Raw genomic sequence first — 19,879 nt, forward strand, 5'->3', positions numbered from 1 at the left:
CCACAAAACAATCCCTATGACCACTGGTTTCAACAATTTAGGTTTATCCGATAGCCGTCTTCAACACCTAGAAACGCTTGGATTCACCACCCCCACCGAAATTCAAACCAAAGCCATCCCTCTCCTTCTAGAAGGGCATGACATGGTAGGAATGTCGCAAACGGGAACCGGCAAAACCGCCGCCTATTCCCTGCCTTTACTGGAACGCATGGACACCAAAAATCCTAACGTTCAAGCTTTAATCCTCACCCCCACCCGGGAATTAGCCCAACAGGTAGCCAGCGCCATCAAAGATTTCTCTGATGATCGTCGTCTCTTTATCCTGACAGTCTGTGGTGGTCAATCCATGGAACGTCAGATCCGCAGTCTGGAAAAAGGTGTCCAGATTGTGGTCGGGACTCCCGGCCGGGTAATCGATCTGCTCGATCGCAAAAAACTCCATCTCGAATCCCTAAACTGGGTAGTCCTCGATGAAGCGGACGAAATGCTCAGTATGGGTTTTATCGATGATGTTAAGAAAATTCTGCAAGCATCCCCCTCCACCCGTCAAACCGCCTGTTTCTCGGCAACTATGCCCCGGGAAATCCGCGATTTAATCGCTAATTTCTTGAAATCTCCCATTTCTGTGACGGTTTCTCAACCCCAGGCCGCTCCTGCTAAGATCGAGCAGAAAATTTATCTGATCCCTCGCGGTTGGACGAAATTAAAAGTCCTGCAACCCCTGTTAGAGATCGAACCCCTAGAATCGGCGATTATTTTCGTCCGCACCAAGCAAACCGCGGCCGAATTAACCAGCAAACTGCAAGAAGCGGGGCAAACGGTGGATGAATACCACGGTAACTTAAGCCAAGTGCAACGGGAACGACTGGTGCAACGTTTCCGCGAGGGCAAAATTAAATTAGTGGTAGCCACGGATATCGCAGCCCGCGGTCTAGATGTGGAAAATCTCAGCCACGTTATTAACTATGATCTGCCAGATAATGCCGAAACCTATATTCACCGCATTGGCCGCACCGGCCGCGCCGGTAAAACGGGAACTGCTATATCTTTAGTAGAACCGATCGATCGGCGTTTATTACGTCAGATTGAACAGCGTCTGCGTCAACGTCTGGAATCTAGTCCCATTCCTAGTCGTGCGGAAGTAGAAGCAAAACGTCTGGCCAAGCTGCAAAATCAGCTAAAAGAGGCTTTATCGGGGGAACGTATGGCTTCTTTCTTGCCTTTAGTGCGGGATTTAAGTGAAGAATACGATCCACAAGCGATCGCAGCGGCTGCCCTGCAAATGATCTACGATCAAAATTGTCCCCAGTGGATGAAAACCGATTGGGAAGTTCCCGCAGCGACGAGCAGTAAACCGGTGATTAATAAAACTCCCCGCAGTGGTGGTAGTAAGTACCCCTCTAAGTCGAATAACCGTCCTTCCCTGGACAAAAAAATTGTCTTTCAAGAACGTTAATTTTTAGTTCTTGAATAGATAATTTTAAGAGTTGATAGACCGTTTTGGTTCTATCAACTTTTTTTCTGTGTACAATTCATAAAAACTACACATTGAATTCCTCCTTTTTCCCCTTTTTTAAGAAGATGCCGAACCTAGGGGAAGCGATTCTCACCAGACATCGACCAGCTAATCTGGACCTGAGGATAACTGCTATAATCTACTTATCAATAGTTAATAATTTCGATGAATCGATCGCAACTTATCCACAGGCAAAGCTGGTTAATTGAACATTTGCCGGGGTTAAGTGACCAAGATTGCCAAAAATTAAAGGATTGCGGTATCGATACCACCGCACAACTTTTGCAAAAAGTTCTTCCGCAATTGGGTAAGGAAAAATTAGCGGTAAGAATGCAAATTCAGGCTAAACATATTAATAAGTGGGTGGCAATGGCGGAATTAGCCTCTATTCCCGCCGTGGGTTGTCAATACTGCGGTTTACTGGTTCATGCCGGTATTGCTTCCATCCCGCAATTGGCACAGACATCAATTCAGCAATTGCATCGACAGATTCTCCGCTTTCAGGTGGCTAATCTGCAAAGACGCGATTTATGTCCCGATATTGCGGTGATGTTAGCTTGGATTGAACAGGCGCAAATCTTAACCAGAGAGTTAAAATAAGCCCTATCTCCGATAATTTTGGCATAAATTAGCCAAAAGTAGTGCCATTCCATCCCCAAAGATCACCTTTCGCCTCGGCAAATTCTAGATAAATGCGATTTTTCGGTATTCCTAAATAAGCCTCAATTTCTTGACAAAAATCACTACTCATGCTTTTAGTTTGAGCGGCGGAAATAGAACCAACACTTTTAATCTCCACATAACACACTGGCTCAAAAGTGCCAGCAAAAGTCATTTTTATCCCCGATTCTAAAGCTGTCATCACATAGGATTCGGGTTTTCCCAGATGTTTAGCTAATTTAGCCGAAAGACTCTGCAAAAGTTGATTAACCGTCTCATCCTTGAGGGAGGTGACAGAAGTTTGAATTTTAATTAGAGGCATAGGAAAAATCTCAGCAATATTTTTCTATAATATAGCGTTTCCTGTTCGCAAGAGGTACATTATCGATGTTAAAAAGCTTAATCAGCAAAGGTTTAAGTTTGCCAGACAGGTGTGAGAACCGCTATAAGTACCTTTTTTATCCAGAAAAGCGATCGATGATTGTTTTGATAATTTATCTCAATTAGATGACTGTGATCCCTTCTGTTTTTTAGAAAGGGTTGCCACTTCTGAGCAAGCTTTTCCACAAGCAGAACATATCAACGTTGGTGATGGTTGACGCTGGCTAAAACCGAGGAGAACAACCGATCACTATCTAGTCTCTAAAGACAGTTAAGGAGGTACAATTTGGATAGAATCTCAAGCAGGTGAAGGAGCAACTTTTTATTTTACTTGGCATAAAAATCCTCCTAGTTAAACCCCAACTAAGTTGAGAACCGTGGTTTTTCCTCCTCTGTTTTAAGATGAGTTTTGACCCATAAGCGCTCAGCCGAAACCAGATGAAAAGCACCAATTCAGACTTGAATTGGCGTGTTTTTAAGTCAGAACCAGCACAATTATCCGATAGATGTTTTAATTTCTTTCCAAGTAATTATCCGATCAGGATTTCTTTCGTGATCATCAACCTAAAAAGATTTAATCGTGTTTAAAGATTCGGTAACGTGAGCTTTAAAATCTAACATAGAATCAAAAATATGTCTGACGATTCCCTCTTTATCAATGATATAGGTAACTCGTCCGGGGAGGACAAATAAGGTAGAGGGAACACCGAATAATTTCCGCACTCGGTTATCGCTATCACTTAAAAGGGTGAAGGGAAGATTATATTTTTGGGCAAATTGTTGATGGGATTGGGGACTATCGGCACTAATCCCAATAACTTCCGCACCCGCATCGGTAAACACTTCGTAACTATCGCGGAAAGCGCAGGATTCTGCGGTACAACCCGGGGTGTCATCTTTGGGATAGAAATAAATGACCAGGGATTTTTTACCGATTAAATCGCCGATATTAAACGTTGTCCCTGTTTGGGAGGGGAGAGAAAAATCAGGAACTCGATCGCCTACTTTTATAGCTGCCATAAGATTAATTAATTGATAGATAATCGTGGATAGGGTAATACTTTACATTCTAACCTTTTTTGGCCTTTTGTTTAGCCCGTTTAGCGGCAGCTTTGGCCGCTTTTTCGGCTTCAATGCGTTTTTGTTCGGCTTTTTGTTTTTCTTCGTCTAGTTTTTCTAGATAATAGTGATAATCTCCCGCATAGACAATTAATTCGCCATCCCGAATCTCGACAATTTTGTTAGCTACCTGGGAGATAAAATAACGATCATGGGAAACAATTAAAACCGTGCCTTCATAAACTTTTAAAGCCGATTCTAACATTTCCTTAGCGGGAATATCGAGGTGATTAGTGGGTTCATCGAGAATTAATAAGTTAGCGGGAGCAAGTAACATTTTGGCCAAAGCAAGACGCGCTTTTTCGCCACCACTCAAAGATTCTACTTTTTTTAATACCGTTTCCCCACTGAATAAAAATCGCCCTAAAAGACTGCGAACTTCTACATCTTTCCAATCGGGAACTTCATCATGAATGGTATTTAAAACAGTTTTAGTTAGGTCTAAAGCTTCCGCTTGGTTCTGCTCAAAATAACTAGGAATAACGTTATGTTTACCGATTTCAATCGAGCCTTCTGTGGGGGTTTCCAACCCAACAATTAAGCGTAAAAGCGTCGATTTTCCCGCACCATTGGGGCCTAAAAACGCCACTCGATCGCCTCTTTCTATTTCCAGATTTGCTCCCAAAAAGAGAATTTTATCATCGTAAATGTGAACAAGATTTTTAATCGTTACCACTTCTCGTCCACTACGCACTGCTGGAGGAAACTGGAATTTTAAGGTACGCACATCGGCGATTGGCGCTTCAATTTTTTCCACCTTTTCTAATTGTTTTTCCCGGCTTTTTGCTTGGGTACTGCGGGTGGCACTGGCCCGGAACCGATCCACGAAAGCTTGCTGTTTTTCTAGTTCTTTTTGTTGACGTTCGTAGGCACTTAACTGAGCGGATTGTTGTTCGTATTTTTGCTGTAGGTAGGCAGAATAATTACCTAAATAAGTGGTAGAAACTCCCCTTTCAGTTTCGACAATTTTGGTACAGAGGCGATCAAGAAATTCCCGGTCGTGGGACACTATGACCATGGGAGTTGTTAAGTCCTTGAGGAATTTTTCTAACCATTCAATGGTTTCTAAGTCTAAATGGTTAGTGGGTTCATCGAGGAGTAAAATGTCGGGAGTTTGCAGGAGAATTTTGCCTAAACTCATCCGCATTTGCCAACCACCACTAAAAGAACTTACCAAGCGATCGCCGTCATCAACAGTGAAGCCCATTTCTGGTAAAATTTTCTCGATGCGTGCTTCTAATCCGTAACCATCTAACCCTTCAAATTGTCTTTGTAGGCGATCCAATTGATGAATTAAGCGATCTAATTCTTCAGGATCAGCTTTTTCCATGTGTTGGGGAATTTCTATTAGTTGATGGTGGACTTGATTCGCTTCTTGAAACACCGTCCAAAATTCCTCGCGTACCGTCCGACGGGGATCCACTTCAAATTCTTGGGTAAGATAGCCGATATGGAGACTGGTAGGACGGATGATCTCCCCGGCGGTGGGTTCCACTTCCCCCATAATAATCTTCAGTTGGGTGGATTTTCCGGCCCCATTGACTCCCACCAACCCGATGCGATCGCCAGTTTTTACTTCCCAAGTGACATCTTTTAACACTTCTCCCGTTGGGTAAATCTTACTAATTTTCTCTAGTCGTAGCATCGCTGATTTTTCTCCAGTCCTAGGCAATTGAGGCAGTCCGCCTTTATTGTAACATTTAGTTAAGCTTTATCTAGTCTTGGTCAAGTTTTCTCGATTGAGCCACCTGACAGTATTTTTGATCTGAAAGAGATAATAATGTTTAATCCCTACCCCATAAAAAAAGAAACAGCTAGTTTCATCACCAAAGATGGAATTAGTTTAGCTGCCGATATTTATCGTCCCGATAGTAGGGAATCTTTGCCCATTTTACTAATGCGACAACCCTACGGAAAAGCGATCGCTTCTACGGTGGTTTATGCCCATCCTAGCTGGTATGCACGTCAGGGTTATATTGTAGTAATTCAGGATGTCCGCGGACGGGGAAACTCGACGGGAAATTTTAATTTATTTGCCCATGAAATTAGCGACGGATTAGAAACTATTGAATGGGTTTTAACTATTCCTAATAATACGGGTGTGGTGGGAATGTATGGTTTTTCCTATCAGGGAATGACCCAATTATATGCGGCTGCTAATGGTCATAGCGCTTTAAAAACTATTTGTCCGGCGATGATTGCTCATGATTTATATCGAGATTGGGCCTATGAAAATGAAGCATTTAATTTACAATATAATCTCGCTTGGGCAATACAATTAGATGCGGAAACAGCTAGATTAAAAGGGGAAGAAACTGCCTATCAAAAACTCTGGGCAGCTTCCCGAAATTTACCTCTTTTTGATCCTATTGCGGTCTCTCCCCAAATTTTACAAGATTTGGCCGCCGATTCTTTTTATCACGATTGGATTACTCGTTATCTTCCCGATGACTATTGGCAAAATTTATCACCGCAAAACCTGTTAAAAAATATCGATTTACCGATGTTACATATCGGGGGTTGGTTCGATCCTCATCTCCGGGGAACTTTGAGTTTATACCAAGAAATACAAAGTCGTTCTATTTATCCCCAACGACTAATTATTGGTGCTTGGACTCATCTACCCTGGGGGAGAAAAGTAGGAGAGATAGATTATGGTCAACAGGCAATTAGTCCTGTGGATAAAATGCAGCTGCAATGGTTTGATTATTTCTTAAAAGGTCAGGAAACGGAGTTATTAAAAAATCCTCCCCTGTATCTATTTCAAATTGGGTCTAATCAATGGCAATATCTGGAAAAGTTTCCCAGAGAAAATCAGCAAATTTATTATCTTGCTAGTCAGGGTTTAGCCAATCTGCGCGAGGATGAGGGAAAATTAAGCGCGATTTTGTTAGAACCTGCGATCGAGGATACCATCGTTCACGATCCTTGGCGACCAGTGCCATCTTTAGGAGGTCATAGCGCCCTACCGGGGGGAATATTCGACCGCACCATGCTAGACTGTCGCAGTGATGTGATTACCTACACTTCTCTCCCCCTAGAGAAGGATTTAACGATTTTGGGTAGTCCCCGTCTGGATTGTTATTGTCAAGCAGATGCGGTTAGTTTCGATATCTGTGCGGTGGTTTCTCAAGTTACCCCCGATGGTCGGGTTTTTAATATCACTCAGGGTTATAAACGGGTAAATAATCCCGAATCGCCCCTAAATATTGCCCTACAGGCCACTTTTATCACTATTCCTCAAGGTCATAGCTTGCGTTTAAGTCTGAGTGCCTCTTGCTTTCCTGCACATCCCGTCAATGCGGGGACCGGCAGCTATCCCCACCAGAGTCGAGCGATCGATTTTTCTATTATCACAATTAAGGTTTTTTGTCAAGGAAATTTTCCTGCAAAATTGCTATTACCTTTAGTCGGGGAAAGCTAAACCGCTGCGGGGATCGCGAATGTATAAACCTAACACCAGCGAGGAGATAACCGTATCCCAGACGGGGGTGAATTTGTCCGCATCATCGACCCAATAATCCATAGTAATTAAACATTGAACCCCAGAACCAATACCCACGGCAATGCGCGAATAAGCGGGACGATTTTCTTGGGGGTCGATGAATTGAATTTGCACCCAAACAATGCGGACAGTTTGACGTTTTTCTTGGATAACTTCGCCGATTTCGTGAGGATTGCGGCTATCTTCACGAGCTAACTTTTTGACCATTCCTTTTAGGGGTAATTCTTTCCAATCTCCGGGGGGAAGTAAATTATAGGAAACCTCTAAACGACAATCATCATCGGGGGGTTTTCTATCTAAAAAACGAAAGGAATTATCATCGGGTTCAAAATGCCAATCTTGAGGAACTTCAAAGCGAACTGCACCGCGACCAGCTACAAAAATACTGTTACCCGGACTAGATTTCCAGTTATGATCTGGATTTAAGTCGAGGGTTTCTTTAATCCATTGCAGATTGTGTTTTTTCGATTTAGCCATAGGGATAATCCTGCGGTAAGAATCGGACTATAGCTATCATTATACAGGCTTTTTCCTGAGAATTAACCAAAGCTTCTGTCTTCACCATTAGGATAACTGCTGTATAACTTTTAGAAATTCCACAGCACAGGATTATCATCCAGGAAATCAGTTACCTGTTTACCAATATTATCAATTAATTTTAGGTCTTCTGGGGTTAAATTAATTGTCATTGCTTGAGCGTTATTAACTGCTTGAGCGGCATTTCTTACCCCAGCAATTGCATTAGTTTGAGGTTGCTTGATTAACCAAGCAAGAGATAATTGAGCTAGGGAACAATTATAGCGGTTAGCAATCGGTTCTAATTGATTTAAAGCCGCTTGTACCCTCTGAAAGTTTTCGCCATGAAAGAGTTTATTTTTAATTCTATGATCCTCGGATGCCAACTGATAACCGTTTCTAAATTTTCCTGTTAATAAACCTTGGGCAAGGGGAGAATAGGCCAGAATAGAAATATTATTTTCTATACAATAGGGCATAATTTCCTTTTCTACCGAGCGCCAAAAGAGAGAATAGGGAGGTTGAATACTCTCAATTCTGCCGTATTGACTGGCTTCTTCCAGTTGAGAGCGGGAGAAATTGGAAACCCCTATAGCGCGAATTTTTCCCTGTGCTTTCAGATAATTAAGAGCGGCCATAGTTTCAGAAATAGGCACTATTTCCGTGTTCCATGAGCCACTAGGCCAATGAATTTGGTAAATATCTATATAATCAGTTTGGAGGTTTTTTAAAGAGCGATCACAAGCTGCGATAACTTCCTCATATTTAAGGTGATTAGCAAAAACTTTGGTGGCATAAATTACCTGTTCTCGCACATCGGCTAAAGCTTGAGCGACAATCAATTCTGAGTGACCTTCCCCGTAGATTTCGGCTGTATCTACAGTGGTAATTCCTGCCTCAAAAGCGGCACGAATGGCTTTAATACTTTCCTCATCTTCAATACCTGCCCACATCTTTTTTCCTGCTTGCCAAGTACCCACGAGAAGGGGAGTAATTTCTATATTAGTCTGACCGAGATAGCGTTTTTGCATAACAGTTTTTTTGATGGGTTAAGTCTGCTTAGGGTTTTAGTCGGGTTTAGGGCTGAAAATCCCAGTGGAAGAGGACTAAGGTGACAAGGATAAAAACTTTTACCAGTAGGGGTGTAAAGAACAAACTTAATAAGCCACAAAAAAGACCTAATAAGCAGGTACTGAGGCTAATTATTTCGCCGTGAACATTGTAGCTAATCGACAGGGAGATTAGGGCTAGAGTAAGGAGAAAAATCATAGTTTTCTTTCCTGAGTCTCTTGAGCAGAAAAGCCGTGACTGCTCACGACTTTTCGCCGTTTCTATATCTATTATTAGCTCGATTACTTAGCTAATGACATCCGGGTAAAGTAAACTTTTTTAACGGAAAAGATTTAAAAATCCGTTGAAGAGTCCTGTCAGACCAGTAAAGGGACTTAAAACCGTGCCGAGGGTGTCGGTGGCAGAGGCCAGATTGCTACGATGAACCACAACCACATCATTATTGCGGAGAATCGGGTTAGTTTTCTCGTTGATACCCTGGGAAAAATCGATGTTAATTGAGGTTTTGGTGACGGTCCCGTTAGGATTGAGACGAATTAAATCCACTGTGGACTGATTGGCCCGACGCTTATCAAAGTCTCCTGCGGTTAAAATTGCCTGATTGAGGGGGGTATTGGGAGGAACTTCAATTGTCCCCGGTTTTTTCACCTCCCCGACCACTTTCACGTTAATGGTTTTAGGGGCAAAACTAGCCGATGCTAGGGTTTCCGATTCCTTGGCCGAGATTTCAGTTGCGGTGGGGATAATCACCGTATCTCCTTCTTGAAGAAAGATATCGCCGGTCATATCACCTTTTTCGAGCAAACTCCAGAGATCTACGGGGATTTTCTGCTGGGAACCGTCACGAGTATAACGCAGCACTTGCACCTGTCGGATATCGGCGAGAGGTTTGATGCCTCCCGCTTGTTGGATAGCTTGGGTTAGTCGGGCCGGTTTCCTGGTGCCGCCGCGATCTTGGTCATTATTATTGTTATTGTTATTATTGGGACTGGGGACAATACGATGGGACCCCGGACGATAAACTTCTCCCACCACAGTAACATTAATTTCTCGATCGCTATCTAGTCCAAAATTGGCATCGGCTAATTGATTGACTTCCCCGACGCTAAGGGTCGTTTTGGTGGGAATAACAATGCTATCGCCATCTCTAAGGCTAATATCTTGGGTTGTATCGCCTTTTTGGATTAATTGCCAGAGATTCGCTTGAATTAGCTGTTCTTGTCCCTTGAGGTTGCGTCGGATTTGAACTTGACCAATATCGGCCACCGTAGTCACTCCCCCTGCTTGCCGGATTATTTCGGTCAATAGGGGCGTTTTTTGGCTTTGTTCGGGGTTAATTGTATAAGTACCCGGACGATTGACTTCCCCCGCGATGGCGATTTGCAGGGGCCGGGGAGTGAGAACGCTAACAGTAACCACGGGACGTTTGAGATAGGTGGTGTAACGTTTAGCCAGGGTTTGGCCGGCTTCAGTGACGGTCATTCCTTCCACTTTGACGCTACCAATGAGAGGTAAAGTTAGGGTTCCATCGGCTAAAACGAGGAAATCGCCGCTTAAATCCGCCACTTGGTAGATGGTGACGCGCACTTTATCCCCTTCTCCTAGGGTGTAATCTTTGCTTTCTGCGGGGATAGGGGCAATCGCTTCTTTAGGGGGTGCAGTGCTACTAGAGGGCGTGGCTTGGACTGGGCGAGCCTCTAAGGAAGTTAGGGGGGCAATAGTGCCGATAATTAATAGATAACGTAGGGATTTACTGATTAAATGCTGTAATTGGCTGCTATTTAACATGATCAATAGGATTAATTTTATCGTTGACATTGGCGATCAGTGTAGCACAAATAGTCGATCGCCTATGGAAAACCCCTGTAATATCGCATCTATCGAGAGTTACCGCTAACTGTAAGATAGTTTTAATGATTGCCTGTATGTAAAGGGGTATATTAATTTTATGACAGCTACTAGCACAATTCCCGATTTTTGTCAAGGGATAAAATATTTTGGGGGTTCCTTACCCGAATTTGATAAATATGCAGGAAAAGCCGCTATTGCTGAGGGAAAAACCGCTATTAGTGCCGCTAATGACCCGAATGCTATCTATCAAACCCTCCTAGCCGCCGATGCTTTGCGTTACCTCACCCTACAAATCACCGCTACCAAAGAATCGGGACACCCCGGCGGTTTTGCCAGCGCTGCCGACGTGATTGCCTCTTTGATGATGTTAGGCCAGAAAAATATTTTCACTGAAGTGGGCCATCATGCCCCCGGTTTTTATAGTAACGTCTTTCTTGATCGCTCTCTCGAAGCCATGGGCATCAGCAACGTCACCCAATTGGGAGAACGTTTTCGGGAAAAACACGGACTTTTAGGGCATCTTTCTGGACAAATCCCCGGACTTCTTGGGCCGGCCGGTCCTTTGGGCCAAGGCCAACATTTCGCCATGGCGGCGGCCAAATTACACCCTAATACCCTTTTCCCTGTGACTATCGGGGATGGTGGTTTAGGAGAACCCTACATTATGAGTAGTTTTGGTCATTTTCACACTGCTTATCCAGAAATTACCAATTTTCTGCCAATTTTAGTTTGGAATGGCTATTCCCAAGAACACCATAGCATGGTGTCCCTGAAAACTAACGCCGAAATGGAAGCCTATTGGCGCGGTAATGGTTTCGAGGAAGTGATTCTCATTAATGCCAAAGACTTCGATGATGCTAATCAAAAAGGGGAATATGTAGATAGCACCAAATTCTCTTTTAACCAGCGTCTGGAGTTCATGAAAGCGGTGTTAATGGCCACGGATAAAGCCGCCCAATTAGCCCTGGGTGGTAAACTAACGGTGATCATTATTAAACAACTTAAAGGGGCGGGAGTTCACAAACGGGGAGCAGCTTCTCATAATCTTTATCCAGGCGATTCTTTAGAAAAAGATTATATCGTTACTGCCTTACAAGAACGCGCTTTACCCCCTGAAGCTTGGTCAATTGTTCGTACTAATTTCGAGCGCTCTGGAGGCGGTCCGGCAGCAGAAACAGTGGTGACGGAAAAAGTCTTCCCGCTGCCGGATTTAGGAACCTTACCGATGACGGAATATACTGTGGGTGGCGATAAAAAAGTGGCCACCACTGCTATGGGGGAATTAGTGGTAGCTGTGGGTAAAGCTGACCCCAATTTTGTCGTCACTAATGCTGATGGTAATGCCGCTTCGGGAATTAATAATATTAACGTCGGTTTAAAGATTATTCACCCCACCACCGATGATGCCTATTTCCAAGCACCTAACGGTCAAGTTTATGAGCCTTTAAGCGAGGATGCCTGTGCCGGGTTAGCCGTCGGTTTATCTCTCTTGGGAGCGCGAACTTTATGGTGTTCCTACGAGTCTTTTGCTATCAATGGTTTACCGATTTGGCAGACTGTAACCCAAGCGATGGCCGAGTTACGTCGTCCCACCCCTTCTACTATTACTTTATTCACCGCCGGAGCCTTAGAGCAAGGGCGTAATGGTTGGACACACCAACGCCCAGAGATTGAAAATTATTTCGCCGCTATGATGCGAAATGGCAATATTTTTCCTCTCTTTCCCTGCGATGCTAACAGCATTCAAGTCTGTTATGAATGGGCGTTAGGAACTAGCAATAAAGGCATTACAATCACCGCTAGTAAATCGCCTTTACCAGTGCGAACCAGCTTTGAGCAAACCCGTCAAGCTTTAGAAAAAGGCGGCGTAATTCTCCAGGAATCGGAAGGCAGTAAAAAAGTCGTTTTTGCCGTCATTGGTGATATGACTTTATTACCCGTCTTTGAGTCTGCACAACAGTTAGAAGCAGCGGGAATCGGTGTAAAAATCGTCTCGGTAATTAATCCCCGTCGTCTCTACCGTCCTAGCGATGTGATGAGTGAAACTAGCTCGGCAGCTGATAATAATTTCCTTGATGATGCTGGTTTTGACAGTCTCTTTGCCGGTGATGCTTTAATCGGAGTAACCGGTGGTACAAGCGCCATGTTAGAACCGATTATGTTACGCAGTAATACCCGTCGGGATGTCTTCGCTTGGAAACGGGGAGAAACCACCGCCAGTGCCGGGGAAATTATGGCCTATAATGGCTTAACTGCCAATGCTTTAACTGCGCGTGCTACCCAGTTATTAGGCTAAGTTCCCAGTTAGTTTTTTTGATTATTCCCTACTTTCTTTGATTGGAAAGTAGGGATTTTTTTCTGGTCACTTTTGCCAACGGGTTAAACTTTTAATAATTTTCCATAGGCGAGGATATTGGAGGGATAGATAGCGCTTAATATGGGATTTTAAACTAACTAAATCCTGAGATTCTTTCAGTTCTCTATCTTGATAAAAACGAATTAAATCATCCCGTCTTTTCAGTAGAATTTTAATTTGTTGGTAATCTTCTGAGCTTAAAACTTGATGGGGTTGAATATTTTCTGGTAGCGGGCGTGGGATGTAAAAAGTTGTATGAGATGGTGATAATTCCTCGGCTGGACGTTCTTTGGTATAAAGATAGATAGACAGAGATTTACGCGATAAATGCCGTTGATTTTCTGGTAAATTAATCTGAGAAAATCCATGCCATGAATGTTCATTGGTTTCAAAAATAAGACAACGATTAAAGATAGGGACAAAAGATTTAATCTTATTTTCTTCTGGTTGACGAGGATTGGAATGTAACTCTAGATTACCTCCCCAATCTGCTTGCCATTGGGGATTTAAATAGATTAATAAATTCAAGCGGCGATAATACCAATGACGCTCATCGAGGTTAAAATCAATGTGAGGGTCTAATTCTTGACCGTGTAAATTTTCATGGGTTCCACCCCCATAAAAACTAGGGTCTGGAATTAAATTATCAATACCAGTTAATTGAGAAATTAACTCTAAAAACTCTTGAGCTTGAACGTAGCGGCCAAACTGTTGATAAACACCCCCCAAACCGATTAAATCCTCATTAACTGCCTTCCCCCCAACTTTTCCTAGCTCACTAATGGCTTTTTGCGGATTAAAACTGGGAAAATTTTCCAGCAAAATTTGCGCTTGCTCCCCAACTAAAAAATTATCGATGACCAAATGCTTAAACGGTTGCGCTGTCTCAAAATCTTGACGATAGACAGGAGATTTCTCATAAACAAGGGGGTTGATAAACATTAGACAGCTTTTTTGTTGGTATGATAAATTGTAGCAATCAAACTGACAAAATAAAGATTAACTCTCCTATTGACCTCATCGCCTATGGACTGGTGGCACAAACTCAAAGATAATCCTCTCGCTCGTTGGGGAGCAGTTTTACTGTTAATCTTCTATTTAAGCGTAATGGCGGCGGATTTTGTCGCTCCCTACTCTCCCTATTCCTCTCAACCCGGTCAGTCTCTTCTACCCCCCACCCAAATCTTTTGGCGCTCGCAGTCGGGAAGTAACAAGGGTGAGTGGATTGGCCCCCACGTCTATCCCACCACTCAAAGTGCTATTAATATAGAAACTGGTGAGCGGAAGCTAATGAGAGATTTTAACAAACCCTTGCCGCTGCGTCTCTTGGTTCAGGGTGAAACCTATAATTTCGGTCAAATTCGCCTACCTTTGCCGCCAAAATGGGAGGAAGTAACTTTATTCCCCGGTATCCCTTTTGATCTCCATCTGTTCGGGGTGATCGGCGATGGTAGAATCAATATATTGGGAACTGACGAATCGGGACGCGATAGTTTTAGTCGCTTGATTTTCGGAGGCAGAATTAGTTTATTTATCGGTTTGGTGGGGATTTTAATTTCTTTCCCTATCGGTTTATTTGTCGGTGGCGTTTCTGGCTATTTTGGCGGTTGGTTAGATGCGATTTTAATGCGTTTTGTGGAAGTTTTAATGACTATCCCCGGCATATATTTACTCGTGGCCCTAGCGGCCGTTTTACCCGCAGGATTAACCAGTACCCAGCGCTTTTTATTAATCGTCCTGATTACTTCTTTTATCAGTTGGTCGGGATTAGCGCGGGTAATTCGCGGTCAAGTTTTATCCCTGAAAGAACAGGAATTTATTCAGGCCGCTAAAGCTATGGGAGCAAAACCTCTTTATATTATTCTGCGTCATGTGCTGCCCCAAACTGCCAGTTATATCATTATTTCTGCTACGTTAGCCGTGCCGGGGTTTATCGTCGCCGAATCGGTTTTAAGTTTAATTGGTTTGGGAATTCAACAACCGGATCCTAGTTGGGGAAATATGCTTTCTTTGGCTACAAATGCCTCAATTATTGTTCTACAACCCTGGTTAATTTGGCCACCTGCTTTGTTAATTATTCTCACCGTTTTAGCTTTTAATTTACTCGGTGATGGTTTACGCGATTCTCTAGATCCTCGCAATTTAGAGAGATAATTTAGTTATTTTAACAGTCAGGAGGCGGTCGTCAGGAGGCAGCTTTTATTTATTATCCCCACTTTCCCACTTCCCATTATGAATAAAATCAGTAAAACCTTTAATAATTTCGCCGATAGTTTGGTGATTTATAGTCAAAGATACGGGAAAATAAGCTGGTTAATATTTTTAATTATCTTTGCTTGTATCATGACGATAACCTTTAATTACCCGGCACAATCCAGCAATCAAACCCACGAAAAAACTGAAATTCGCGGAGTTTGGTTAACTAATATCGATAGTCAGGTATTATTTAACCCAGAAACCCTAAAAGATGCCCTTGATAGGTTGGCTGATTTAAACTTTAATACTATTTATCCCACGGTCTGGAATTGGGGTTATACACTCTATCCTTCTAGGGTAGCAGAAAAAGTCACAGGACGAGCGATCGATCCCCATGAATCTTTAAAAAATCGCGACTTTTTAAAAGAAATAATTAGCCAAGGTCATCGGAAAAAATTAAGAATTATTCCCTGGTTTGAATTTGGTTTTATGGCTCCTGCGGATTCAGAATTAGCCAAACGACATCCCGATTGGTTAACCCAAAGACAGGATAAAAGCGTAATTTGGTGGGAAGGAAAAGTGCATCAACGGGTGTGGTTAAATCCCTTAAATCCGCAAGTACAAAACTTTATTACCGATTTAGTCAGTGAGATTATTACTAACTACGATATAGAAGGAATTCAGTTTGATGACCATTTTGGTTATCCCGCCGATTTTGGCTATGATGAAACCACAATTAAACTCTATCAAAGGGAACATTCGGGACAATTACCCCCGCAAGATTACCAAGATAAAGCATGGATTCAATGGCGGGCCGATAAAATTACTGACTATATGAATAGTTTAGCCCAGACGATTAAAAAGCAGCAACCTAGAGCGATTATTTCCCTATCTCCTAATCCCTACACTTTCTCCCTAGAATCCTATCTTTTAGATTGGCAAAAATGGCAAGAAAAAAACTTGATTGATGAGTTAGTAGTGCAAGTGTATCGAACTGATATGAACGCCTTTGACTGGGAATTATCCCAACCAGAATTACAGCAAGCTAGGCAATCTATCCCCGTAGCTATTGGGATTTTATCTGGTTTAAAAGGTCGTCCGATTCCGATGGTTAATATTACTCAACAAGTGGAAAAATCGAGACAACAAAATTTTGGTGTTTCTTTCTTTTTCTACGAAACTTTATGGAATATCAGCAATGAATCTCCTTCCTATCGACGCAGGATTTTTCGGGAAATACTCCAGTCTGCTAATCCTCGCTAAAATTGCTGACTTTAAGCGAAATTATTGCCCTAACCTGGCTATAGTTTCTTAAGTTTATCTTTAAATTAATAAAAAGCAGCAGGGAGAAACTAGAATCGCTAGAATAAAAGAAGACTCTCCCTTATCACTTTATTCATGCTGATCAGACATAACCGAAGCTCGATCGCTAAACCTGTTTTACTTTTTCTCGGCTGCCTTGTGATCGGGCAGTTGGGGGTATTAGTGGTAGCCAATAGCCTCTGGTTTACCGAGATGGGTTATTTAAACACTTTCCTGAAACAATTATCTTGGCAACTAGGATTAGGTTGGGGAAGTGCGATTCTTTCTCTACTCTTTATTTTTACTAATTTACGTTTAGCCCAGCGTTTTCGTTGGCAAAAATCCCAGGAAGATAGTTATCCTCTTAGTCCTCAATCTCCTAGTATTAATTTACTCGGTCTTTTGATTATCGCAACGGGAATTGGAGCTTGGATCGGGTCAATGTTATTGTATTACAGTAAACTAGCCCTCAGTCTCTGGACACCAGATTTTAATCTCCCTAACCTTAGTTCTTCCCTCAATTCTCCTCTGCAAATAGTCTGGATTAGGCAAGTATTAACCGATATTTCCAGTAATCTTTGGCAAGGGGTAATCATCGCTCTTTTAGTCCTGGGATTATTAATTAAAACCGAGTATTTTTTGCGGATAATATCTATAGTATTCACTGTAATGCTATCTTTTATTATTGCTGGGCAGTGGGCGAACTTTTTAAAATATTTTTATGGTGTTCCTTTCAATATTAACGATCCTCAATACGGGAATGATTTAGGTTTTTATATCTTTCAATTACCCCTGTGGCAGTTACTAGAATTATGGCTCAGTGGTGTGGGAATATATACTCTTTTTGCCGTTAGTTTAACCTATCTTTTTTCGGGTGATAGTCTTTCTCTGGGAAAATTTCCGGGGTTTTCTCGTCCGCAACTGCGTCATTTATACGCCCTGTGGAGTGGGTTAATGGGGCTGCTAGTATTACACCATATTATTCAGCGTTACCTGCTACTTTACTCTCCCGAAGGAGTAGTTTATGGTGCGGGTTATATCGATGCTCATGTTGGTCAATTTATTGAAATTATTCTGGGAATTATTGCAGGAATAACCTGTATATGGTTAGGAGAAAAAGCATTATTTGGTAAAAAATACCGTCGCAAATTACACAAAACCGCCAAGAAAAAGTTGGTATTTTTCCCCTACTTAGTTCCTGTATTTCTCTATTTAATTGTTTGGATAAGTGGCACAATTATCAGTGGAGGATTACAAAGAATAATCGTACAACCGAATGAATTAGTAAGAGAAAGACCCTATATTGAAAGAAGTATTCAATCCACAAGAGCGGCTTTTTCCTTAGATAGAATTGATGCCCAAGTTTTCGATCCACAGGCCGAATTAAATGCCGAAGTTTTAGAGAGAAATCATCTAACTATCGATAATATTCGTCTTTGGGACACCAAACCACTGCTAGAAACTAACCGACAATTACAGCAAATTCGCTTATATTATAAATTCCCCGATGCTGATATCGATCGCTATCGGGTGCGAGTGGGATTGCCTGAAAAAATCGAGGAACGTCAAATATCTGAAAAACAACAGACAATTATTGCCGCTAGGGAATTAGATTATAGTGCGGTTCCCACTTCTGCTAATACTTGGGTGAATAAACATCTCGTTTATACCCACGGTTATGGGTTCACTCTTTCCCCGGTTAATTTAGTGGCTGCCGGGGGTTTACCCTACTATTTTGTCAAAGATATCGGCACAAATAAAGACGAAGGGGCCCTACAAACCTCTAGCGAATTAATTGATTATAGTATTCCCATTGGTAAACCCCGCATTTACTACGGGGAATTAACTAATAATTATGTGATGACTCCCACCACCGCAGAAGAATTGGATTTTCCCAGCGGGGATGGAAATGTCTATAATACCTACGATGGTAAGGGAGGAATCCTAGTTGGGACCGGTTGGAGACGTTGGCTATTTGCCCTTTATCTGCGGGATTGGCAAATGTTATTTAGCCAAGATTTTACTCCCGAAACTCGCCTGTTAATGCGTCGTGATATCCAAAATCGTGTGCAAACTATCGCCCCTTTTTTAAGTTATGATCGCAACCCCTATTTAGTAGCGGCAGATGTGGGCGATAGTAGTAGTAAATTACATTGGATTATTGATGCTTATACTATTAGCGATCGTTATCCCTATTCCGACCCGGGGAAAGATAAATTTAACTATATTCGCAATTCGGTTAAAGTGGTAGTGGATGCCTATCATGGAACGGTGAATTTTTATGTTGCCGATCAAAATGATCCAATTATTCAGACGTGGAGTAAAATCTTTCCTCATCTCTTTAAATCTTTAGCAGAAATGCCGAAAACTCTCCGCAGTCATATCCGTTACCCCGAAGATTTATTTAGTACCCAAGCGGAAAGATTATTAACCTATCACATGACCGATCCACAAGTATTTTATAATCGGGAGGATCAATGGGAAATTCCCCTAGAAATTTACGGCACGGAACCCCAGGCTGTATCACCCTATTATTTAATCATGAAACTGCCCGATTCCGACAAAGAAGAATTTATTCTCCTCCATCCCTATACTCCCTCTAGTCGGCAAAATTTAATCGCTTGGTTGGCAGCGCGTTCAGACGATAGAGAGTATGGTAAGTTATTACTCTATCAATTTCCTAAACAAAGGTTAGTGTACGGACCGAATCAAATTGAGGCTTTAATTAACCAAGATCCAGATATTTCTCAACAGATTTCCCTTTGGAATCGGGACGGTTCTAAAGTTTTGCAAGGACACTTATTAATTATTCCCATTGAACAATCGCTGCTTTATGTAGAACCTTTGTATCTAGTGGCAGACCAAAATAGTGTCCCGACAATCGCTAGAGTAACAGTTGCTTATCAAAATAAAATTGTCATGGAACCAACCTTGAAGGAAGCTTTAGAAAAGCTATTTCAAGGTGATCAGAGCTAAATTGCCGCTAATTGCCCACAAATTAGCAAGAAAGCTGATGCTGGTTCCAGAACGATCCTCAATATCCCCAAATTCGCCCAGAAAATTGCCTGCTCTGGTTAATCAGCCAATTTCAAAATCCAGTATCATCAAAGGATTGAGTTATGCTTTTAATTAGAAAAGTGGGCAATTAATTCTGTGCGAGATGAATTAATTATTAAAGGGGTAAACTCCTCCACTGGTAATAATAAAATGCGATCGATAATTACGGATAAATCTGGGTCTAAACTACCAAAACGAGCTTTCAATAAATTTTCTATCACCAGACGTTCTCCCTGTTGAAGACCCTGTTGAAGACCCTGTTGAAGACCCTGTTGAAGACCCTGTTGAAGACCCTGTTGAAGACCCTGTTGAAGACCCTGTTGAAGACCCTGTTGAAGACCCTGTTGAA

Annotated in this window: 14 protein-coding genes and 1 pseudogene; 7 read left to right on the top strand and 8 right to left on the bottom strand. The window is 42.2% G+C overall.

Annotation, left to right across the window (positions count from 1 at the left end; genetic code table 11):
* The first annotated feature begins 16 nt into the window (after positions 1-16).
* Entirely contained in the window at positions 17-1,456 is a 1,440-nt protein-coding gene (locus IM462_RS11150) for a DEAD/DEAH box helicase (protein WP_004268339.1), read from the top strand.
* 225 nt (positions 1,457-1,681) lie between these two features.
* Positions 1,682-2,116, top strand: a complete 435-nt coding sequence (locus tag IM462_RS11155; protein WP_287702235.1) for a DUF4332 domain-containing protein — start codon at positions 1,682-1,684, stop codon at positions 2,114-2,116.
* A gap of 28 nt (positions 2,117-2,144) precedes the next feature.
* On the opposite strand, the gene IM462_RS11160 is transcribed toward IM462_RS11155, so the two are convergent.
* The 3 genes from IM462_RS11160 to IM462_RS11170 all read right to left on the bottom strand — a co-directional run bounded on the left by IM462_RS11160 (position 2,145) and on the right by IM462_RS11170 (position 5,321).
* A complete protein-coding gene (locus IM462_RS11160) occupies positions 2,145-2,498 on the bottom strand; it encodes a phenylpyruvate tautomerase MIF-related protein (RefSeq protein ID WP_287702237.1) in 354 nt (117 codons plus the stop codon).
* 623 nt (positions 2,499-3,121) lie between these two features.
* On the bottom strand, positions 3,122-3,577 hold the full coding sequence (locus IM462_RS11165; RefSeq protein ID WP_287702240.1) for a peroxiredoxin: 456 nt from the start codon (positions 3,575-3,577) through the stop codon (positions 3,122-3,124).
* 49 nt (positions 3,578-3,626) lie between these two features.
* Positions 3,627-5,321 (bottom strand): ABC-F family ATP-binding cassette domain-containing protein, encoded by a 1,695-nt coding sequence (locus tag IM462_RS11170; RefSeq protein ID WP_287702242.1) that lies wholly within the window; start codon positions 5,319-5,321, stop codon positions 3,627-3,629.
* A gap of 135 nt (positions 5,322-5,456) precedes the next feature.
* Between IM462_RS11170 and IM462_RS11175 the strand changes: the two genes are divergently transcribed.
* Complete coding sequence (locus tag IM462_RS11175; protein ID WP_287702244.1) at positions 5,457-7,100, top strand: CocE/NonD family hydrolase; 1,644 nt, start codon at positions 5,457-5,459, stop codon at positions 7,098-7,100.
* On the opposite strand, the gene IM462_RS11180 is transcribed toward IM462_RS11175, so the two are convergent.
* The 3 genes from IM462_RS11180 to IM462_RS11190 form a co-directional block, all read right to left on the bottom strand.
* Positions 7,083-7,658: an Alr1449 family protein gene (locus IM462_RS11180; protein ID WP_002741242.1), complete on the bottom strand. Its 576-nt coding sequence runs from the start codon at positions 7,656-7,658 to the stop codon at positions 7,083-7,085. The two genes, IM462_RS11175 and IM462_RS11180, sit on opposite strands and share 18 nt — an antisense overlap.
* Before the next feature lie 110 nt (positions 7,659-7,768).
* Positions 7,769-8,728 carry an aldo/keto reductase gene (locus tag IM462_RS11185; protein WP_287702246.1) on the bottom strand — a complete coding sequence of 320 codons (960 nt, stop codon included), beginning with the start codon at positions 8,726-8,728 and terminating at the stop codon, positions 7,769-7,771.
* Positions 8,729-9,086: 358 nt separating this feature from the next.
* The gene (locus IM462_RS11190; protein WP_287702248.1) at positions 9,087-10,586 is read right to left on the bottom strand and encodes an SLBB domain-containing protein; all 1,500 of its coding nucleotides are present in this window, start codon (positions 10,584-10,586) and stop codon (positions 9,087-9,089) included.
* 130 nt (positions 10,587-10,716) lie between these two features.
* Between IM462_RS11190 and IM462_RS11195 the strand changes: the two genes are divergently transcribed.
* Positions 10,717-12,915: a phosphoketolase family protein gene (locus IM462_RS11195; protein WP_287702250.1), complete on the top strand. Its 2,199-nt coding sequence runs from the start codon at positions 10,717-10,719 to the stop codon at positions 12,913-12,915.
* Between the two features lie 66 nt (positions 12,916-12,981).
* On the opposite strand, the gene IM462_RS11200 is transcribed toward IM462_RS11195, so the two are convergent.
* Positions 12,982-13,917, bottom strand: a complete 936-nt coding sequence (locus tag IM462_RS11200) for a 2OG-Fe(II) oxygenase (protein ID WP_287702252.1) — start codon at positions 13,915-13,917, stop codon at positions 12,982-12,984.
* An 84-nt stretch (positions 13,918-14,001) separates the two neighbouring features.
* On the opposite strand from IM462_RS11200, the gene IM462_RS11205 reads away from it, so the two are divergent.
* The 3 genes from IM462_RS11205 to IM462_RS11215 all read left to right on the top strand — a co-directional run bounded on the left by IM462_RS11205 (position 14,002) and on the right by IM462_RS11215 (position 19,449).
* Positions 14,002-15,129, top strand: coding sequence for an ABC transporter permease (locus IM462_RS11205; RefSeq protein WP_272014829.1), 1,128 nt, complete (start codon positions 14,002-14,004; stop codon positions 15,127-15,129).
* Positions 15,130-15,207: 78 nt separating this feature from the next.
* Entirely contained in the window at positions 15,208-16,434 is a 1,227-nt protein-coding gene (locus IM462_RS11210; protein WP_287702255.1) for a glycoside hydrolase family 10-like protein, read from the top strand.
* Between the two features lie 135 nt (positions 16,435-16,569).
* Complete coding sequence (locus IM462_RS11215) at positions 16,570-19,449, top strand: UPF0182 family protein (RefSeq protein ID WP_287702256.1); 2,880 nt, start codon at positions 16,570-16,572, stop codon at positions 19,447-19,449.
* Positions 19,450-19,598: 149 nt separating this feature from the next.
* Here the strand turns inward: IM462_RS11215 and IM462_RS11220 are convergent.
* Positions 19,599-19,879 (bottom strand): annotated as a pseudogene (locus IM462_RS11220) (flagellar assembly protein H); the annotation flags it as partial.

Origin of the sequence: Microcystis sp. M144S2, from assembly GCF_020246065.1 — a bacterium.
GTDB classification, from domain to species: domain Bacteria; phylum Cyanobacteriota; class Cyanobacteriia; order Cyanobacteriales; family Microcystaceae; genus Microcystis; species Microcystis ichthyoblabe_A.